The organism is Bradyrhizobium sp. URHA0013 (assembly GCF_000518345.1).
In the GTDB taxonomy this organism is placed as follows: domain Bacteria; phylum Pseudomonadota; class Alphaproteobacteria; order Rhizobiales; family Xanthobacteraceae; genus Bradyrhizobium.
The window spans coordinates 1,642,595-1,660,395 of the sequence record NZ_KI912426.1; the positions used below are offsets into that span (position 1 = coordinate 1,642,595).

Consider the following 17,801-nt stretch of genomic DNA (forward strand, 5'->3'; position numbering starts at 1 on the left):
TTTCTTTCGTAAAAACTAGAAGATTGTCATCTTTCTCGCTAACTCAGCTACACCCCGTCGTGCTTCCACACGTATCGCACTTCATGCAGGTGCCATTCCGCACTAGCGTGAAGTTGCCGCACTCCGAGCACATCTCGCCTTCGTAGCCTTTTGCCTTCGCTTCCGCGCGGCGTTCGGCTTTGGAGGGCACCATGGTCTGCGCAGTGCCGGACTTGCTCCATTGCAGGGCTTCCAGCTTCTCGGTGGGCGAGAGGTCGTGGGCCACTTCCTGCTTCAGCGCGACCGCGCCTTCCAGGACGTCGCCGGCACGGCCTGCGCCGTGCGAGGCCAGCGAGGTGACCTTGCTGCCGCCTGATGGTGCGCTGTCGTTGCCCTGCGCGACCGCGGTCGAGCCGCCGCGCATCACCACGAGGTTGTCGGTGCGGGAGCGGGTGAGGCCGCGCGACACCAGCTTGGAGGCGCGCTGGCCGTGATCGTCGGGCTCCTTGCCTTCCTCGACGCCCTTGCCGAGCACGTCGAACCCGGTCTCGCTGGGATCGACATGGGCGAGGTCGAAGCGGCTGAGATAGCTCACCGCCAGCTCGCGGAAGACGTAGTCGAGAATCGAGGTCGCGTACTTGATGCTGTCGTTGCCCTGCACGGGGCCCGCCGGCTCGAAGCGGGTGAAGGTGAAGGCGTCGACATATTCGTCGAGCGGCACGCCGTACTGGAGGCCCAGCGACACCGCGATGGCGAAGTTGTTGATGAAGGAGCGCAGTGCCGCGCCTTCCTTGTGCATGTCGATGAAGATCTCGCCGATGCGGCCGTCGTCATATTCGCCGGTGCGCAAGTAGACCTTGTGTCCGCCGACGACCGCCTTCTGGGTGTAGCCCTTGCGACGATCCGGCATCTTCTCGCGCTCGCGCATCACGATGATGCGCTCGACCAGCTTCTCGACGATCTTTTCCGAGACCTGGGCGGTACGTGCCGCCATCGGCTTGTCGTAGAGATGCTCGATCGCATCGTCCTCGTCCTCATCGTCGCTGATGAGCTGCGAGTTGAGCGGCTGGGACAGCTTCGAGCCGTCGCGATAGAGCGCGTTGGCCTTGAGCGCCAGCTTCCACGACAGCATGTAGGCGGACTTGCAGTCCTCCACGGTCGCGTCGTTCGGCATGTTGATGGTCTTGGAGATCGCACCCGAGATGAAGGGCTGCGCCGCCGACATCATGCGGATGTGGCTCTCGACCGACAGATAGCGCTTGCCGACCTTGCCGCAGGGGTTGGCGCAGTCGAACACCGGATAGTGCTCGGCCTTGAGGTGCGGAGCACCTTCCACCGTCATCGCGCCGCAGATGTGGACGTTGGCCGCCTCGATCTCGCGCTTGGTGAAGCCCACGGCCTGGAGCAGGTCGAAGCCGGGGGTCGCGATCGCCTCGGCGCCGATGCCGAGCTGGTCGCGGATGAAGTCTTCGCCGAAGGTCCATTTGTTGAAGGCGAACTTGATGTCGAACGCGGTCGGCAGCGCCTTCTCGACCTTGGCGATGGCCTCGTCGGTGAAGCCCTTGGCCTTCAGCGTCGAGGCGTTGATGCCGGGCGCGTTGGAGAGCGAGCCGTGGCCGACGGCGTAGGCCTCGATTTCCGCGATCTCGCTCTCGCGATAGCCGAGCGCGCGAAGTGCTGCGGGGACCGCGCGGTTGATGATCTTGAAGTAGCCGCCGCCGGCGAGCTTCTTGAATTTCACCAGCGCGAAATCAGGCTCGATGCCGGTGGTGTCGCAATCCATGACCAGGCCGATCGTGCCGGTCGGCGCGATCACCGTGGTCTGGGCGTTGCGATAGCCGTGCTTCTCGCCGAGCTCGAGCGCCGCATCCCAGGCCGCTTGCGCGTGCGTGACCAGGTCGGTCTGCGGGCAGGACACCAGGTCCATCGGCACCGGATTGACGCTCAGCGCCTCGTAGCCGTTGGACTGGCCATGGGCGGCGCGGCGGTGGTTGCGGATCACGCGCAGCATGTGCGCGGCGTTCTTCTTGTAGCCGGGGAAGGTGCCGAGCTCGGACGCCATCTCGGCCGAGGTCTTGTAGGTGATGCCGGTCATGATCGCGGTCAGCGCGCCGGCGATGGCGCGGCCTTCCTTGGAGTCATAAGACAGACCCATGGTCATCAGCAGGCCGCCGATATTGGCGTAGCCGAGGCCGAGCGTTCGGAACTCATAGGAGAGCTCGGCGATCGACTTCGACGGGAACTGCGCCATCATCACCGAGATTTCGAGCACGATGGTCCAGAGCCGGCAGAGGTGCTCGTAGCCCTCGACGTCGAAGCGCTTGGAGGGGATGTCGTAGAACGTCAGCAGATTCGCGGAGGCGAGATTGCACGCCGTGTCGTCCAGGAACATGTATTCCGAGCACGGATTGGAGGCGCGGATGTCGCCGGACGCCTTGCAGGTGTGCCAGTCGTTCATGGTGGTGTTGAAGTGCAGGCCCGGGTCGGCCGACGCCCAGGCGGCGTAGCCAATTTTTTCCCAGAGGTCGCGCGCCTTCAGCGTCTTGGTGATCTTCTTGGTGGTGCGTCCGACGAGATTCCAGTCGCCGTCGGTCTCGACCGCGCGCAGGAAGTCGTCCTTCAGCGAGACCGAGTTGTTGGAGTTCTGGCCGGATACCGTGAGATAGGCTTCCGAATCCCAGTCGGTGTCGTAGACGTCGAACTGGATGTCCTTGTAGCCTTGCTTGGCGAACTGGATGACACGCTTGATGTAGTTGTCAGGCACGAGGCTGCGACGGGCGAGCTTGATCTCGCGGCGGAGCGCCGGGTTCTTCTCGGGATCGAAGCAATCGTCGCCCGAGCCTTCGCAATTGACGCAGGCCTTGAGCACGGCCTTGAGGTGCTTCTGGTTGATCTTGGATCCGGTGACGAGAGCCGCGACCTTCTGCTCCTCCTTCACCTTCCAGTCGATATAGGTCTCGATGTCGGGGTGATCGACGTCGACGACGACCATCTTGGCCGCGCGGCGCGTGGTGCCGCCCGACTTGATCGCGCCCGCGGCGCGGTCGCCGATCTTGAGGAAGCTCATCAGGCCGGACGAGCGGCCGCCGCCGGAGAGGCGTTCGCCTTCGCCGCGCAGCCGCGAGAAGTTGGAGCCGGTGCCGGAGCCGTATTTGAACAGGCGGGCTTCGCGGACCCAGAGGTCCATGATGCCGCCCTCGTTGACGAGGTCGTCACCGACGCCCTGGATGAAGCAGGCGTGCGGCTGCGGATGCTCGTAGGAGGATTTCGACCGGGTCAGCTTGCCGGTGAAGGGGTCGACGTAATAATGGCCCTGGCCGGGGCCGTCGATGCCATAGGCCCAATGAAGCCCGGTGTTGAACCATTGCGGCGAGTTCGGCGCGACCATCTGCATGGTCAGCATGTAGCGGAGCTCGTCGTAGAAGGTCTGGGCGTCCTCGTCGGAGGAGAAATAGTTGCCCTTCCAGCCCCAATAGGTCCAGCAGCCGGCGAGACGGTCGAACACCTGCTTGGCCGAGAGCTCGCTGACATAGCGCTCTTTCTCGGGCAGGAGGGCGAGCGCCTCGGTGTCGGGCACGGAGCGCCACAGGAAGGAGGGAACGGACTCTTCCTCGACCTTCTTCAGGCGCGCGGCGACGCCGGCCTTGCGGAAGTACTTCTGGGCCAGGACGTCGGAGGCGACCTGCGACCACGCGGTCGGCACCTCGACGTTCTCGAGCTTGAACACGACAGAGCCGTCGGGATTCCTGATCTCCGACGTGGTCAGCCGGAAATCGATGCCGGCGTAAGGTGACTGTCCCGAAGTGGTGTGGCGCCGCTCAATCCGCATGGTCTTGCCCCGTCCTAATCTTTGACCGGACCGCCTCCGTTCAGGCGTGCCGGGTCATCATTTCATTTCGCGGTGCTTGAGGGCGGTCGGGCCCCTTAGCAACGCAGCTCAGCCGGTAGACCCGGCCCATTTTCTCCCGACGCGATTCCTCGATGCGCGCACCGATCATCCGCCGGCACGTCCAGACCCATCCGCCCCAAAGGGATGAGCCCGACATGCGTTCAACGCCCCACACATCAAGTCTTCAACCACTGCACGTCTTCAACCATTGCCATCCGGGCCTGTTTCCAGCCCGTTCAGGCGCCCGAAAAGTCCGCTCTCGCCGGGCAGACAAGCCCGTATCCCGCTGCCCTTGTCTGGCTTGGCGGAGTGCTGTTTTGCAGACCCTTTGGGGGAGTGCCGGCGGGACGCAAACACACTCGCGCCGAACGGATCGAAAACTAGGACTCTCCGTTACGCCCGTCAAGAACTAGTGCGAGTTCCTGAATCAAATACTAAATATGGTGGATTGCGGGGGATAACAGGGGGCAAGCCCACGCCTGTTGTTGAGCCAAGTATCAGTGAGTCCTCAGGGATTCCCAACCGAAAAAATTTGCATCTTGTAGTGCCGGCGAGGCTTCACCCCGCTGTTCACAGGGGAGGTATATTTTTGAATGGCGGGCTTGCCTCCGGGGGACTCACGTAGGGCTACGGAAGGTGAGGGCAGGCATGCCCGCCGGGGTGGTGGTGGGAGGCGCGAATCCGCGCCAAGCTGAGCCCGATTTTGCCGGACTGCCCACATGCTTGATTCGACTCGGCCGGTGCTGCGACCGCGCATCGCCCCGGCCGGCCTGATGTTCCTCGCCATCACCTCGGTGGGCTGGGGCTTCAACTGGCCGGTGACGAAATTCCTGCTCTCCGAGCTGCCGCCGCTGACCTTGCGCGGGGTGACCGGCGTGCTGGGCGCGGTGCTGCTGGCGGCGTTGGCGCTGATCCGCGCTGACAGCCTCAGGGTTCCGCGCGAGATCTGGCCGCGGCTCGTGACCGCCGCGGCCCTCAATGTCACCGGCTGGATGGTGCTGATGGGCCTGGCGCTGCTGTGGCTGCCGGCGAGCGAAGCCGCGCTGATCGCCTACACCATGCCGGTCTGGGCCTCGCTGATCGCCTGGCCGGTGCTCGGCGAGCGGCCGACCTTGTTGCGCACCATCGCACTGGTGATGGCCTTTGCCGGCCTCGCCTCGATCATGGGCGGCAACGGCTTTGCCGCCACCGCGGACAAGCTGCCGGGCATCATCATGGCGCTGTGCGGCGCGATCGGCTTCGCCGCCGGCACGGTGTTTTCGAAGAAGTACCCCATCCGCCTGCCGCCGATCACGGCCGCGGCCTGGCAGATCGGGATCGGCTGCCTGCCGATCACCATCATCGGCCTCGCAGTCGAGACCACGCATCTGGAGCTGGTGACGCCGGTCGGATGGTGGCTGCTGGTCTATTCGACCGTGGTGCAGTTCTGCATCGCCTATGTCAGCTGGTTCGCAGCCCTCGCGCGCCTGCCGGCCTCCGTCGCCGCGATCGGCACCATGGCGGTGCCTGTCATCGGCGTGGTGGCGTCAGCGATTGCGCTCGGCGAGCCGCTGGGGGCAGGGCAGATCGCGGCACTGATCTTCACGCTGGCGGCGGTGGTGCTGGCGACGCGGTAGGGCGTGTACTCAGGAAGCGACTGGCCGGCGGATGTCCGGCTTACCGCCAACATCCGCCGGCGAGCGGAAGGTCTCCGAGGTCGCCGATGGGCCGATCGGCGACATGCTGAGCACACAAAAAAGCCCCGGAGGATGCCGGGGCTTTCGCAGTGCTCTTAAGGATCAGTACCTGGCGACGACCGGACCGCCGAAGTTGAACTTGTAGTTTACGCCGACCGTCGCGGTAGATACCTCCAGCCGAGTCGAGATGACTTCGGAGGGAAGTCCCGCCACGAAGCCACTGCCGGTAACGGCCGAGATGTGCTGAACGTCTCGACGGCCGAAGTCCATATAATTGTACTCGGCAAAAGCCGACCAGCCCGGAGCGAACATCCACTCGAGACCGCCACCCACTGTCCAACCAGAACGGTTCACACTCAGAGCCGTTTCGGAAAGAGCTCCGCTGGGCTGCACGACGATATTGTCCTGCCGGGTCCAAGCGCCACCGCCCTTGATATAGCCAAGCAACTGCGGAACGAATAAATAGCCGACGCGGCCCGTGACAGTCCAAACGTCTTTGGTCTCGTTAACGGAGGTAAAGGTCGGGAACGCTGGCAAAGCGTGCGAGCTGCCGATGCGAGCATAATCGTACATGCCTTGGATACCGACCACCCAATTTCCAGCAAATTGGTAATCGCATCCGATCTGACCGCCGCCAATGACCTGGCTGTTATCGCTAGAACCATAGTCCGCCGGAAACAGTACACCGAGTCGCGACACTCGGGTTTGATCAGTCCGGGCCCAACCACCGCCGACGTTGCCGCCAACATAGCAACCCGTCCAGTTATAGACCGTGACAGGTGCGGGGGGTGGAGCCTTCGCATAACGAGGAGCCATATCTGCGGCGATAGCTGATCCGGTGAATGCTGCTATAGCGGCGATAGAGATCACGATCTTTTTCATGTCCACTCTCCCATGGCGCATCCGAAATCGTGGCCCGAAAGTAGCGCTATTCTGGCAAATTACTGTCCCCGGAAAGCCACACTCGCCTGTTGTCGCGACGATTGGTAGGCATCGAAACACTGCGAAATGTGCGAAGAGCGACAAGTCGGCTATGGGGCCGATTGCAGGAGTCTATGTTGTTGACGGGCTACCGCCGGGGCAGGAAGGAACGACAACCTTGGTGTACGCACAAAAGCCGAGGTGTCAGATGTCATTGCGTGGAGTGATCCGCAAAATCGAACCGGACTGCACTGGGCAGCGTGGCTGACGTTCAGCTGCAGCTCAGTCGGGTTTTTCCTGGGGTTCGGTTTGTCTACCTGGCCGAGGAACCGCCAGGTGCGATCGAGACGCCAAAACACGTGCCTCTTACGCTGCGGCTATGGCTTATGTTGTTCGGAGTAAACGCACGCTACCCCTGTTGCAACGGCTCCTGAGAGCGGGCCTGTCCTATTTCGACGTCATAGACCTGATCGCGGGCGTCGCCTCGAAGGCCAGAATTGTCGGTCTCGATCTAGTCGAATTGGTGCCGGAACGTGATGTGCAGACTATTGGGGCGATCTGCGCAGCGCGGATCATCTGCAACGCCATTGGATGTGCCGCCAAGCAGAAACGCTAGCCCGCCACCGCGCCTCCCAGCGCCTTCCTGATCATCTCGGCGAGCTGGTTGCGGCGGTAGGGTTTTGTCAGCAGCATGACGCCGTCGTCGAGCTTGCCGTGGTGGACGATGGCGTTGTCGGTGTAGCCGGAGGTGTAGAGCACCTTCACCCCGGGGCGGATCGTCGCCACCTTGTCGGCGAGCTCGCGTCCGCTCATGCCGCCGGGGATGACGACGTCGGTGAACAGCAGATCGAACGGCTGGCCGGCCTGGATCAATTCGAGCGCGGCCTTGCCGTCGGGCGCGGCGACGGTCTGGTAGCCGAGGCTCTGGAGCTGCACGGTGACGAAGTTGCGCACCAGCGGGTCATCCTCGACCACGAAAATGGTCTCGGCGCCGCCTTCCGCCTGCGGCGTCGTGGTGGGAGCCACCTCGGCCATGCCTTCGCCCGGCGGCAGATAGAGCTTGATCGTGGTGCCGTGGCCTTCCTCGCTGTAGATCTTGATGTGGCCGCCGGACTGCTTGACGAATCCGTAGACCATGGAAAGGCCGAGGCCGCTTCCCTTGCCGACCTCCTTGGTGGTGAAGAACGGCTCGAACGCCTGCTGCTGCACCTCCGTCGGCATGCCGGTGCCGGTGTCGCTGACGGCGAGCATCACGTAAGGACCGGGCCGTACGTCGGGATTGTTTTGCGCATAGGCCTGGTCGAGCACGACGCGGTGGGCCTCGAGCAGCAGCTTGCCGCCGTTCGGCATGGCGTCACGCGCGTTGATCGCCATGTTGAGCAGGGCATTGGTGAGGCGGGACGGATCGATGTGCGCGGTCATCTGCCCCTGTTCGAGCACGGTCTCGATCTCGATCTGCTCGCCGAGGGTGGGGCGCAGGAGTTTCGCGATGTCCGCGACCGCGGCGTTGATCTCGACGTTGCGCGGCTGCAGCGGCTGCCTGCGCGCGAAGGCGAGCAGATGCTGGATCAGCTCGGCGCAGCGTTCGGCGGCCTCGTCGATCAGGCGCGCCACGCGCTGGAGCTCGGGCTGCTGCTTCAGGCTTGCCACCAGCGTCTCGGTATTGCCGGAGATCACGGTCAGCATGTTGTTGAAGTCGTGCGCGACGCCGCCGGTGAGCTTGCCGATGGCATCCAGCTTCTGCGACTGGTACAATTGCCGCTCGGTCTCGCGCGACATGGTCGCGTCGTGATAGACCAGCACCGCGCCGGAGACGTTGCCTTGCCCGTCCAGCATCGGCCGGCCGCTGATCATGAGATGACGGGGAGCATTGCCGCTGTGCGGGCGGACGATCATCTCCATATTCTCGAACGGCTCGCCGCGCAGCACGCGTGCCGACGGCAGTTCGTCCGGCTTGAGCGGGGTGACGCCGTCGCCGTGAAGCACGTTGGACAGCGCCCGCAGATTGCGCAGGTTCATGCCGGTCCGGTGCAGCAGCATGCGCTCGGCGGCGGGATTGGACAGAAGGACGTTGCCCTCGGCGTCGATGACCAGCACCGCTTCCGCCATGCTGTGGAACGTGCTCTGGAGCACGTTGACCGACAGGCGGAGCTCGTCATGCGCGGTGACCAGATGCTCGGTGCGCTCGGCCACTGCGGTCTCGAGCTGCTGGTTGGCGGCCGTAGTCTCCAATAGCGTGCTCTTGAGTGCGCCCTCGGTGCGCCGGCTCTCGCGCATCATCATCACGACCAGCAGCAGGATCACCAGCGCGCCGGCGACGTCGATGCCGAGCAGCACGATGCCGGTGCGGCGCGAATCCTGGGAGCGCGCCGCGAGCAATCGTTCTTCTTCTGCGCTCAGATGATCGAAATTGCCCATCACCGTGTCCATGAGGCCACGGCCCTCGCCCTTGCCCTGGAGCGCGGCAATGCCGGCCTGGTCGTTTCCGGCGCGCAGGCGCATCACTTCGGCGGCGATCTCGATCCGGCGCAGCGCCAGCGGCTCGGTGCCCTCGAGCAGCGCGACATGTTCCGGAGTGTCGCGCACGCTGCGCTTGAGGTCGGCGAGTGCCGGTGCGATCCGGGCGTGCACCGCCTGGAATTCCTCGCTGAAGCTCGGGTTGCGATAGATCTCGTAGCCGCGTGCGGCGCTCTCGGCACTGCGCATCAGCACGCGCAGGTCGGAGATCTTCTTCAGCACCTGGACGGTGTGATTGACCCAGGCCGCGTCGGACCGCGACTTGACGTCGAGGCCGATCGAGGCTGCGGTGATGATCAGGAGGATGGCAAGTCCAGCACCGAGAATGACGCGCTGCGTTGGGATCAAGGGGCTTCTTTCTTGTCCTTCGGCTGCGAGCCATCGCCCGGCGCGGCGATGCATTCCCGGATCGTGGTCAGCAGCGCGTCCGGCGTGAACGGCTTGCGCAGGCAGCGGGTCGCGCCAAGCTCCAGCGCCATCCGGAGGAAGTCGGGAGAGGGCGAGGCGGATGAGGCGAAGGCGTAGCCGGACATTGCGATCAGCGGAACCGCCGGCGCGCGCTCGTGAAAGATGCGAATGGACTCGAAGCCGCGCATATGCGGCATGAAGATGTCGACCAGCATCACGTCGAAACTCTGGGTTTCGAGCGCAGCCAAACCCGTTTCTCCGCCGTCAGTCAACGTGACGTCGAAGCCCTGACGTTGGAGGAGGACCTCGATGGTCGCACCGACCATCGGATCGTCATCGACCACGAGAATACGCGGCATGACACTTCCCAGTCATCGAAGTCCCCATAGCCAAGTTGATACAGGTGAATCGCGCGTCGGGTCAATTTGGGATTGGATAAGGGTAGGTATGCACGGTGCGGTGAATAAAGGTCCGCGCATCGGTTGTATGCGACAGTCGCCGATGGCGAACATGAGGCGAGCGAAACAGGTGAGGCGCCCGAATGCGAAAAAGGCGCCGCATCGCTGCGACGCCTTCTTCTTCACGTGTTGCAGGTCGTGTTACGGGCAGGGATGACGCTGGCCGTCATAGCCGAGATAAGTGCCGGACGCCGGATCGTAGGACTTGTAGCGCTGCGCGCAGTAGCCCGCGGAGTCGCCGCCGCTATCTGGGACCACGGCTACTGACGGCTCATCATAATAGCTGTCGTCGCCATAGTAGTACGGGTCGTTGTAATAGCCGCCGCCGTAATAGGCGTACGAGCCGAGGCCGCCGATCGCAGCGCCTGCCGCGACACCGGGCCAGAAGCCGCCGCCGCGATGGCGCCAGCCGCCGCCGTGCCAATGACCGCCGCCGCCATTCCAGTGCTGACCCCCGGCTGCTGCGAAGCTGCGCCCGCCGCCGCCGTTGAAGGCAGCTCCGCCGCTGGGACGCATGGCTGTACCTGCTGCGAAATTGCCACCGCCGCCACCGATCCTCGCGCCGCCGAAGTTGCCGCCGCCCATGCGGGCGCCGCCACCGCCAAAGTGAGCGCCACCGCCGCCGCCGCCGCCGAAGTGGGCACCGCCACCTCCGCCGAAATGGCCACCGCCGCCACCGCCATGTCCGCCGCGACCTTGCGCGAAGCTTGGCGTCGCCAACGGGAGAACCAGCGCCACGGCCGCAGCCGCGCTCAAGACTTTCAGACTTCTCATGATCAAAACTCCTTTTCCCGGAAGCAAACCCGATGAAAGGGCTGTAGTTCCTGGGATCACGGCGGTTTGCGTGCGAGGACAAGTTTTCATGGCGACGCTGTATCCGGCATGAACGGATCGCGTCCGATTTGCGGCAGAGTCCGTGTGCCCGGCGACCGCATCTGCAGCAGGGCACCGCCGCCCCCGCCGAACTGGACATTTCGCCGTCCGGATGGCATCAGGACCCGACGAAGCAGGGCCCTTGCCGCATGAAACAATTCTTCCTCAAGTTCTTCACCTGGTGGAATGGCCAGACGTTTGGCACCCAACTCTGGACCAGGCGCTATGGCGAGCTGGTCGGCCAGGACGAGCAGGGCAACCTCTATTATCGCACCCGCGGCGGGGCGATCGATCCTGCCCTCGGCTTCGAGCGGCGCTGGGTGGTCTATAACGGCTACGCCGAGGCCAGCCGTATCCCGCCGTCCTGGCACGGCTGGATGCATCACACCGTCGACGTGCCGCCGACGCAGGACAACTACCAGCCGCGCGAGTGGGAAAAGCCGCACCAGCCCAATCTCACCGGCACGGCCAACGCCTACCGTCCCTCGGGCTCGACGCTCGCCAGCGGCAAGCGGCCCAAGGCGACCGGCGACTATCAGCCCTGGACGCCCAGCTAGGCTTCCGATTCCCGTCTCAACCCTTGTCGTTGGAGTGGATGCACCCGCATCCGCCTCGCTCTGCTGTGGACAGCGGGAACAGCGGCGATGAGTCCTGCGCGGGCATTGCAGCCACCCGGGCGATGCGGCTCAATGGTCGCATCTTACGGAGATGGGAGACCATCGTGTTCGGTTCGGGCAACAGTTCGCGACTGTCCCGAAATGCAGCGGCCGCCGACCAGGACTCGATCGGGAAATAGGCCCCCGGTCTGGAAGCTCCGAAATCGCCCGATGAAATGTGCAGCCGCCGTAAGACAGGAAAGGCCGCTCGGGAAACCGGGCGGCCTTTTTCTTTCATGGAGGCACAACTGGATGTCGCGTCCGTGCGCAGCGCCGCTACGCGCTGCAGCGCGCCCGGAACACGAGAGCGGAGACTAGGTCATCCTTTCAGCCGCGCGCTTCACCGCCTCTAGCCGCCGCGCCTGACCCTGCGCGCCACGCTCTTTCAGCAATGTCAGCACCTCGGCGGGTGCGGTGTCGGGCGAGCCTGCATTGAACGGCGGGGCCGGATTATATTCGAGTTGGAGCTGGATCGCCTCCGCGGTGGTGCGATCGACCATGATCGACACCAGGGTCAGCGCGAAATCGATTCCCGCGGTGACGCCGCCGCCGGTGATGCGGTTGCGGTCGACGCAGACGCGCGTCTTGGTCGGCGTCGCGCCGAACTGAGCGAGCATCTCCATCGCGCTCCAATGCGTGGCGGCGCGGTAGCCCTTCAGGAGGCCGGCGGCGCCGAGCGCCAGCGATCCCGTGCAGACCGAGGTGACGTATTTGGCGCCCTCGGCCTGCCGGCGCAGGAAACCGAGCACCTCCTCGTCATTGAGCAGATCGTTGGTGCCGCCGCCGCCGGGCACGCAGATCACGTCGAGCTGCGGGCAGTCGGCGAAGGTCGTGGTCGGGGTCAGCGTCAGCACGGAATCGCTCGGCACCGGCTCGATCCGTTTCCAGATCAAATGCAATTTCGCGCCCGGCACGGAGGAGAACACCTGCAAGGGGCCCGTAAAATCGAGCTGGGTGACGCGCGGAAACACCAAGAGACCGATCTGGAGCGGGGACGACATGAGAGCCTCCAATTTTGAGCTTGACGGACGCAGCCTCTCATGATGCCATTCTGTCCAAAATGGCGTATTTCCCTCGCTTTCGGACATGACCATGATCGGCATCCTGATCTTCCCGGACTTCCAGTTGCTCGATGCGGCCGGTCCGATCTCCGTGTTTGAGATCGCGGCGCGCTGCACGGGCAAGACGACGACCGGGATCCGCGTGCTGGCGGTGAACGCGGGGCCCGTGCGCAGCTCGTCCGGCGTCGAGATGATGGCCCGCGACTTCAAGTCGGCAAATGCGATCACGACGCTGGTCGTGGCGGGAGGCGCGGGCGTGACGGATGCCGCGCGCTGCGAGGTCACGCGCGCCTTCGTGCAGCGGCTGGCGCGGCGCGGCGTGCGGGTCGCCAGCGTCTGCTCGGGCGCCTATGTGCTGGCGGAGGCGGGATTGCTCGACGGCCGTCGCGCCACCACGCATTGGGGGCGGACACGCGATTTCGTTGCGCGCTATCCCAAGGTGAAGTTCGAGCCGGACCAGATTTTCACGCGCGACCGCAATGTGTGGACGTCGGCGGGCATCACGGCGGGCATCGACCTTGCGCTCGCGATGGTGACCGAGGACCACGGCGAGCAGATCGCGCAGGACACCGCGCGGCAGCTCGTGCTCTATCATCGCCGCAGCGGCGGCCAGTCGCAGTTCTCGTCACTTCTGGAATTGAAGACGCCGAACGGCCGCTTCGGCGCGCTGCTGTCCTGGGCGCGCGAGAACCTCGACGCTCGCTTGACGGTCGAAGATCTCGCCGACCGCGCTGGCATGAGTGCGCGGCATTTTGCCCGCGCCTTTGCCGCCGAGACCGGCACGACGCCCTCGAAGGCCATCGAGCGCTTGCGCATCGAGGTCGCGCGCGAGCGCGTGCAGTCCTCGCGTGAGGCGATCGAGCTCGTCGCGGAGACAACTGGCTTCGGCGACCCCGAGCGCATGCGGCGCGCTTTCATCCGCGCCTTCGGCCAGCCGCCGCAGGCGCTGCGGCGCGCGGCAAGGGCCGGGTAGGGAGAATTCACCGATTTGGAGAGGCCGCTTGAGCGGGTGAGCAGACTTGGATATTTGAGCAGACTTGCATATTGCGCGGCATTTCGCCTTTTGGACCCGGAACCGACCTCCTCAAGCGAATGCAGCCGTTGCGGACGATCTGTACAACACGTACCGTCGCCGAAACCGATGCAAGGAACCCCAATGACCGATCGAGAAAAGATTCTGATTGCCCTTCGCGAAAAACCTCTGAAGACTTTCGACATCATGAAGCGCGTGAACATCAAGAACCAGGACGACTGCCAATCGCTCCTGTTGAAGATGCGCGACGACGGTGCCGTGAAGTTCGATATTCACAAGGGACATTGGCGCGCTGCGTGACGACATTCGCTTGGTCACCAGCGGCGTCGCTTGGCAGCGGACATGACTTGCGGATTGGTTCAGCCCGATGCGGCCTTGCCGCCGGTCGCCGCGGCGCCCGAGGCCTGTGCGCGCGCCGTCAAGCGCCGCGCGATCGGCATCAGCATGTAGGGCGCCAGGTGAATGGGAAACTGCGTCATCGCGAAATAGAGCCAGGTGGTGGGCGGCAGCGCGCCGGCGGTCGCGGCGAGCATCAGGCCCAGATTGCGCTGTGACACCATAAGCCCGAGCGCCAGCGCGCGCTCATAGCCGATACGGCGGAACAGCAGCGTGGTCACGGCGAGCAGCGTGAAATAGATCGCGAAGGCGAGAGCCGCGAAGCCCAGGGTGGAGACCGGCCGGGCGACGAGATCGCTCGCGACGTCGCCCATGATCGCGGTCGCGAAGACCAGCAGGATGACGATGTTGAAGCCGTCGATCGGCTGCCTGTGGCGCTGGATCGCGGCCGCGCCGAAGACCTGCCGGATCACGGTCGCTGCCAGCAGCGATGCTGCGAGGATGCCGAGCAGCTTCAGCCCCAGCGCAGGCGGCGAGATACTGAGCATGTCGCCGAGGAACAGGCTCGCGAACAGCGATGCCGTGAACGGCACCAGCGCGGTCGCGCTCACCAGCGTGACCAGCACCAGCGTGGCGTCGAGGCCCATCAGCGCGGCCAGCGCCGGCGCGGCCATCATCGGCGAGGCCATGCTCTGCAGCATCAAGGCCAGCGCAAGGTCGGGCGCGCGCGCCGTGAGCCCGGTGACATGGACGATCAGCCCGACGATCACGGGCACGCCGATCATGGTCCAGACGGTGGCGGTCCCGACCAGCGCCGGCCGGCGCAGATGGCCGGTGAGCGCGGCGAGATCGACCCGCATGAAGGAGATGCAGAGCAGAACGAAAATCGCCTCGGTGACGAAGGGGCGCAGCAACATCCCGAGCGGCGGCACCGCGAGCGCGATGAACACGACGGCGGCCACCGCGCGGGTGCCTTGGCCGCCAAGCCATGTCAGCCAGCGCAGGGGGAGGACGAATATGCTTTGAAGAACGGGCGGCATCGGGAACGGCGTTTCAGCCCAATCCTTTCAGCCACGCGCCGATCTCGCTCACGGCGACATTGGCCTCACGCAGCAATTTTCCCATCGTGATGAAGCCGTGGAACTGGCCGGGATAGTGCTTGGTAGCCACGGGCACGCCGGCCTGCCTCAGGCGCTGGGCATATTCGTCGCCTTCGTCGCGCAGGGGATCGGCACCGGCGGTGAGCACATAGGCCGGCGGCAGTCCGGCCAGGTTTGTCGTCCGTGCCGGCGAGGCGCGCCAGTCGTGGATATCGGCGGCGCCGTTGAGATAATGGTCGCGAAACCAGCGGATCACCGAATGCGTCAGCAGCAAGCTGGTCTCGGGCTCGCGGTGAGAGCCATGCGTCATGGCGAAATCGGTCGCCGGGTAGATCAGCAACTGGGCCGCGATCGCGGGACCGTTGCCGTCGCGCGCGGCGAGCGCGACGACGGCGGCGAGATTGCCGCCAGCGCTGTCGCCGCCGATCGAAAGTCGGGAGGCGTCGATGCCGAGCTCGCGCGCGTTGGCGGCGACCCATTTGGTCGCGGCGATCGCGTCATCAATGGCGGCGGGAAATTTGTGCTCGGGCGCTAGGCGGTAATCCACCGAGATCACGATCAGCGCGCCGGCGTCGGCGAGCTGGCGGCAGACGACGTCATGGGAATCGAGATCGCCAATCACCCAGCCGCCGCCGTGGAAGAACACCAGCGCTGGCGACAAACCATCATCCCGGCGCGGCTCCTTCGGAACATAGAGACGCGCGGGAATGGCGCCGTGCGGTGCCGGGATCGATAGCGGCGTGACGCGCGCGAGGTCCGGTGGCTCGGGATTGGTCGCAAAGCGTGCCTGCGCGTAATAGGCCCGCGCTTCCGGGGCGGTCAGCGTCTCGTAGGCGGGCCGGCCGGCCTCCTGGAAGGCCTTGTAGACGGCGGCGGCATCGGGATCGAGCACAACGGGCATGGGGGAGCGACCTTGCGGGTTTCTGATTGTTCGTTGGACGTCGTTTTCGGGGGCGATGCCCGCCTGACCCCTGGCAGGAGTGCTCGACTATCCCATCCGGGGGCCGATCTGGCCAGACCGGGCCGGGAAGGGCAGGGATGCCGCCCTTCCCCCGCCGTATTCGCCGTGTTAACCGGATGGCCTGCGAGCGGCGGTATCCCCTGTAGAATGTCCAGCAAGCCCGATTCGCTGTTGAAGCCGCGCGAGATGTTTCGAACATTTACTCTGACAGGTCTTGCGGCGCTTCTGGCCGCCACCGCACTGACGGCTGCGACGCCGGCGCAGGCGCAGATCGGTACGATCTTCTCCGATCCGCCGCCGCTGCGGCCGCCCGGCAACATTCCGCGTGGCCAGCCCCAGCCGCAGCAGCAGATACCCGACGACGACGAAGAGGTGCCGGAGCTGCCGCCGCAGGGCCGTGTGCTGCCGTCGCGTCCGATGGCGCCACCGCCGGGTCGGCAGGGCAATGTGATGCCGGGGCCGGTCGAGACCCAGCCTCTGGCGCCGCCGCCAGGGTCTAGCGCAGCTCCGCCAAACCAGCCGCCGTCCGTCGCGGTCGCTCCACCCAATCCGCAAGGCGCGCCGGGTCAGCGCCAGCCGCAGCAGAAGGGCGCGCCAGGAGGCGCAGTCCCGCAGACGCCGGCGAGCCTTCAGCCGGGCGACGAGGTCGTTACCGAGCCGCCGGCCCAGAAGATCGTGAACAAGAAGGCGACCTTCTCCGGCCTCGACAAGATCACCGGGCGCATCATCAATTTCGACGAGGAGATCGGCGAGACCGTGCAGTTCGGTGCGCTGCGCGTCAAAACAGACGCCTGCTACACGCGGCCGGCGACCGAGGCCGCCAACACCGACGCCTTCGTCGAGGTCGACGAGATCACCTTGCAGGGTGAGGTGAAGCGCATCTTCTCGGGCTGGATGTACGCGGCAAGTCCAGGCCTGCACGGCGTCGAGCACCCGATCTACGATATCTGGCTCACCGACTGCAAAGAGCCCCAGCAGACGATTGCGACCGCGGCACCGGATCCCGGCACCAAGCCGCCACCGCCGCCGCCCGCGCAGAAGAAAGCCGCGCCCAAGCAGGTGCAGCAGCGTCCGCCGCAGCCGCTGCCGCCGATCCAGCAGCAGCAGCCGGCACCGCCGCCACCACCTCCGCCGCCCGAGCAGCGCCCAGGTCTGTTCGGTATCCCCGGGTTCGGCCGCTAGGCCAAATCCCCGGGGGTTGGCTAATATCCCTGATTATTGCCGCGCGGCGATGATCTCGAGCGCGCGTGCGCCCGGGATTGCTTCACCAGTGGAGAGCCTCAGGAAATCGCCGGGCTCGCCCGCGAGCGCCTTGTCGAGCAGCGCGGTGTAGCGCCGCCGCGAAATCTCGGCCGCGCCAAAACTCTTCAGGTGCTCGGTGACGTACTGGGTGTCGAGCAGCTCGAAGCCGCCATGGATGAGCCGCGCGACCAGATGCACCAGCGCGACCTTGGAGGCATCGCGCGCGGTGTGGAACATGCTCTCGCCGAAAAAGGCCCGGCCCAGGCTGACGCCGTAAAGCCCGCCGACAAGGTCCTCGCCCTGCCAGGCCTCGACGCTGTGGCAATGGCCGAGCTCGTACAGCCCGCCATAGAGGTCGCGGATGCGCTTGTTGATCCAGGTGTCCTCGCGCCCGGCCTGCGGCGCGGCGCAGCCGGCGATCGTGGCCTTGAAGGCGGTGTTGACGGTCACACGGAATGAATCCGAACGTACGGTGCGCGCGAGCCGCGAAGCCACGCGAAATCCGTCGAGCGGGATGACCCCGCGCAACTCCGGCTCGACCCAGAACAGGGTCGGATCATCGGCGCTTTCGGCCATCGGAAAGATGCCGCAGGCATAGGCGCGCAGCAGAACGGCCGGCGTGATTTCAGACGGGGCAGAGTCGCGCGAAGTCATGGCTCGCCATAATAGCAGGATCGCAATGCGGTTGCGA

The 17,801-nt window shown here is 65.1% G+C and carries 15 protein-coding genes; 6 read left to right on the forward strand and 9 right to left on the reverse strand.

Annotation, left to right across the window (positions count from 1 at the left end; all coding sequences use genetic code 11):
- Positions 1 to 43 precede the first annotated feature (43 nt).
- The gene (locus tag N551_RS0128430) at positions 44 to 3,808 is read right to left on the reverse strand and encodes a vitamin B12-dependent ribonucleotide reductase (RefSeq protein ID WP_027569810.1); all 3,765 of its coding nucleotides are present in this window, start codon (positions 3,806 to 3,808) and stop codon (positions 44 to 46) included.
- Between the two features lie 779 nt (positions 3,809 to 4,587).
- Between N551_RS0128430 and N551_RS0128435 the strand changes: the two genes are divergently transcribed.
- Positions 4,588 to 5,484: a DMT family transporter gene (locus tag N551_RS0128435; RefSeq protein ID WP_027569811.1), complete on the forward strand. Its 897-nt coding sequence runs from the start codon at positions 4,588 to 4,590 to the stop codon at positions 5,482 to 5,484.
- Between the two features lie 162 nt (positions 5,485 to 5,646).
- Here the strand turns inward: N551_RS0128435 and N551_RS37485 are convergent, their stop codons facing one another.
- The gene (locus N551_RS37485; RefSeq protein ID WP_027569812.1) at positions 5,647 to 6,426 is read right to left on the reverse strand and encodes an outer membrane protein; all 780 of its coding nucleotides are present in this window, start codon (positions 6,424 to 6,426) and stop codon (positions 5,647 to 5,649) included.
- Between the two features lie 418 nt (positions 6,427 to 6,844).
- Here N551_RS37485 and N551_RS0128445 point away from each other — a divergent pair, with 418 nt between their 5' ends.
- The gene (locus N551_RS0128445) at positions 6,845 to 7,081 is read left to right on the forward strand and encodes an arginase family protein (RefSeq protein ID WP_027569813.1); all 237 of its coding nucleotides are present in this window, start codon (positions 6,845 to 6,847) and stop codon (positions 7,079 to 7,081) included.
- Here N551_RS0128445 and N551_RS0128450 read toward each other — a convergent pair.
- The 3 genes from N551_RS0128450 to N551_RS0128460 form a co-directional block, all read right to left on the reverse strand.
- Complete coding sequence (locus N551_RS0128450; protein WP_027569814.1) at positions 7,078 to 9,330, reverse strand: CHASE3 domain-containing protein; 2,253 nt, start codon at positions 9,328 to 9,330, stop codon at positions 7,078 to 7,080. The genes N551_RS0128445 and N551_RS0128450 overlap by 4 nt on opposite strands.
- Positions 9,327 to 9,749 carry a response regulator gene (locus N551_RS0128455; protein WP_027569815.1) on the reverse strand — a complete coding sequence of 141 codons (423 nt, stop codon included), beginning with the start codon at positions 9,747 to 9,749 and terminating at the stop codon, positions 9,327 to 9,329. Before N551_RS0128455 ends, N551_RS0128450 begins: the two co-directional genes overlap by 4 nt.
- Before the next feature lie 240 nt (positions 9,750 to 9,989).
- Positions 9,990 to 10,622, reverse strand: coding sequence for a BA14K family protein (locus N551_RS0128460; protein ID WP_027569816.1), 633 nt, complete (start codon positions 10,620 to 10,622; stop codon positions 9,990 to 9,992).
- Positions 10,623 to 10,870: 248 nt separating this feature from the next.
- Between N551_RS0128460 and N551_RS0128465 the strand changes: the two genes are divergently transcribed.
- Positions 10,871 to 11,278 carry an NADH:ubiquinone oxidoreductase subunit NDUFA12 gene (locus N551_RS0128465; protein ID WP_027569817.1) on the forward strand — a complete coding sequence of 136 codons (408 nt, stop codon included), beginning with the start codon at positions 10,871 to 10,873 and terminating at the stop codon, positions 11,276 to 11,278.
- A gap of 413 nt (positions 11,279 to 11,691) precedes the next feature.
- On the opposite strand, the gene N551_RS0128470 is transcribed toward N551_RS0128465, so the two are convergent.
- The gene (locus N551_RS0128470) at positions 11,692 to 12,378 is read right to left on the reverse strand and encodes a DJ-1/PfpI family protein (RefSeq protein ID WP_027569818.1); all 687 of its coding nucleotides are present in this window, start codon (positions 12,376 to 12,378) and stop codon (positions 11,692 to 11,694) included.
- Positions 12,379 to 12,469: 91 nt separating this feature from the next.
- On the opposite strand from N551_RS0128470, the gene N551_RS0128475 reads away from it, so the two are divergent.
- Both N551_RS0128475 and N551_RS39060 read left to right on the forward strand, forming a co-directional pair.
- Positions 12,470 to 13,411: a GlxA family transcriptional regulator gene (locus N551_RS0128475; protein WP_027569819.1), complete on the forward strand. Its 942-nt coding sequence runs from the start codon at positions 12,470 to 12,472 to the stop codon at positions 13,409 to 13,411.
- A 183-nt stretch (positions 13,412 to 13,594) separates the two neighbouring features.
- On the forward strand, positions 13,595 to 13,771 hold the full coding sequence (locus N551_RS39060) for a hypothetical protein (RefSeq protein ID WP_008137831.1): 177 nt from the start codon (positions 13,595 to 13,597) through the stop codon (positions 13,769 to 13,771).
- A 59-nt stretch (positions 13,772 to 13,830) separates the two neighbouring features.
- On the opposite strand, the gene N551_RS0128485 is transcribed toward N551_RS39060, so the two are convergent.
- Positions 13,831 to 14,847, reverse strand: coding sequence for a hypothetical protein (locus N551_RS0128485; protein ID WP_027569820.1), 1,017 nt, complete (start codon positions 14,845 to 14,847; stop codon positions 13,831 to 13,833).
- Between the two features lie 13 nt (positions 14,848 to 14,860).
- Entirely contained in the window at positions 14,861 to 15,808 is a 948-nt protein-coding gene (locus N551_RS0128490) for an alpha/beta hydrolase (protein WP_027569821.1), read from the reverse strand.
- A 207-nt stretch (positions 15,809 to 16,015) separates the two neighbouring features.
- Between N551_RS0128490 and N551_RS0128495 the strand changes: the two genes are divergently transcribed.
- Positions 16,016 to 17,050, forward strand: a complete 1,035-nt coding sequence (locus tag N551_RS0128495) for a DUF2155 domain-containing protein (protein WP_027569822.1) — start codon at positions 16,016 to 16,018, stop codon at positions 17,048 to 17,050.
- Positions 17,051 to 17,083: 33 nt separating this feature from the next.
- Here N551_RS0128495 and aat read toward each other — a convergent pair whose 3' ends face one another.
- Positions 17,084 to 17,764, reverse strand: a complete 681-nt coding sequence (aat, locus tag N551_RS0128500) for a leucyl/phenylalanyl-tRNA--protein transferase (protein WP_027569823.1) — start codon at positions 17,762 to 17,764, stop codon at positions 17,084 to 17,086.
- Positions 17,765 to 17,801 lie beyond the last annotated feature (37 nt).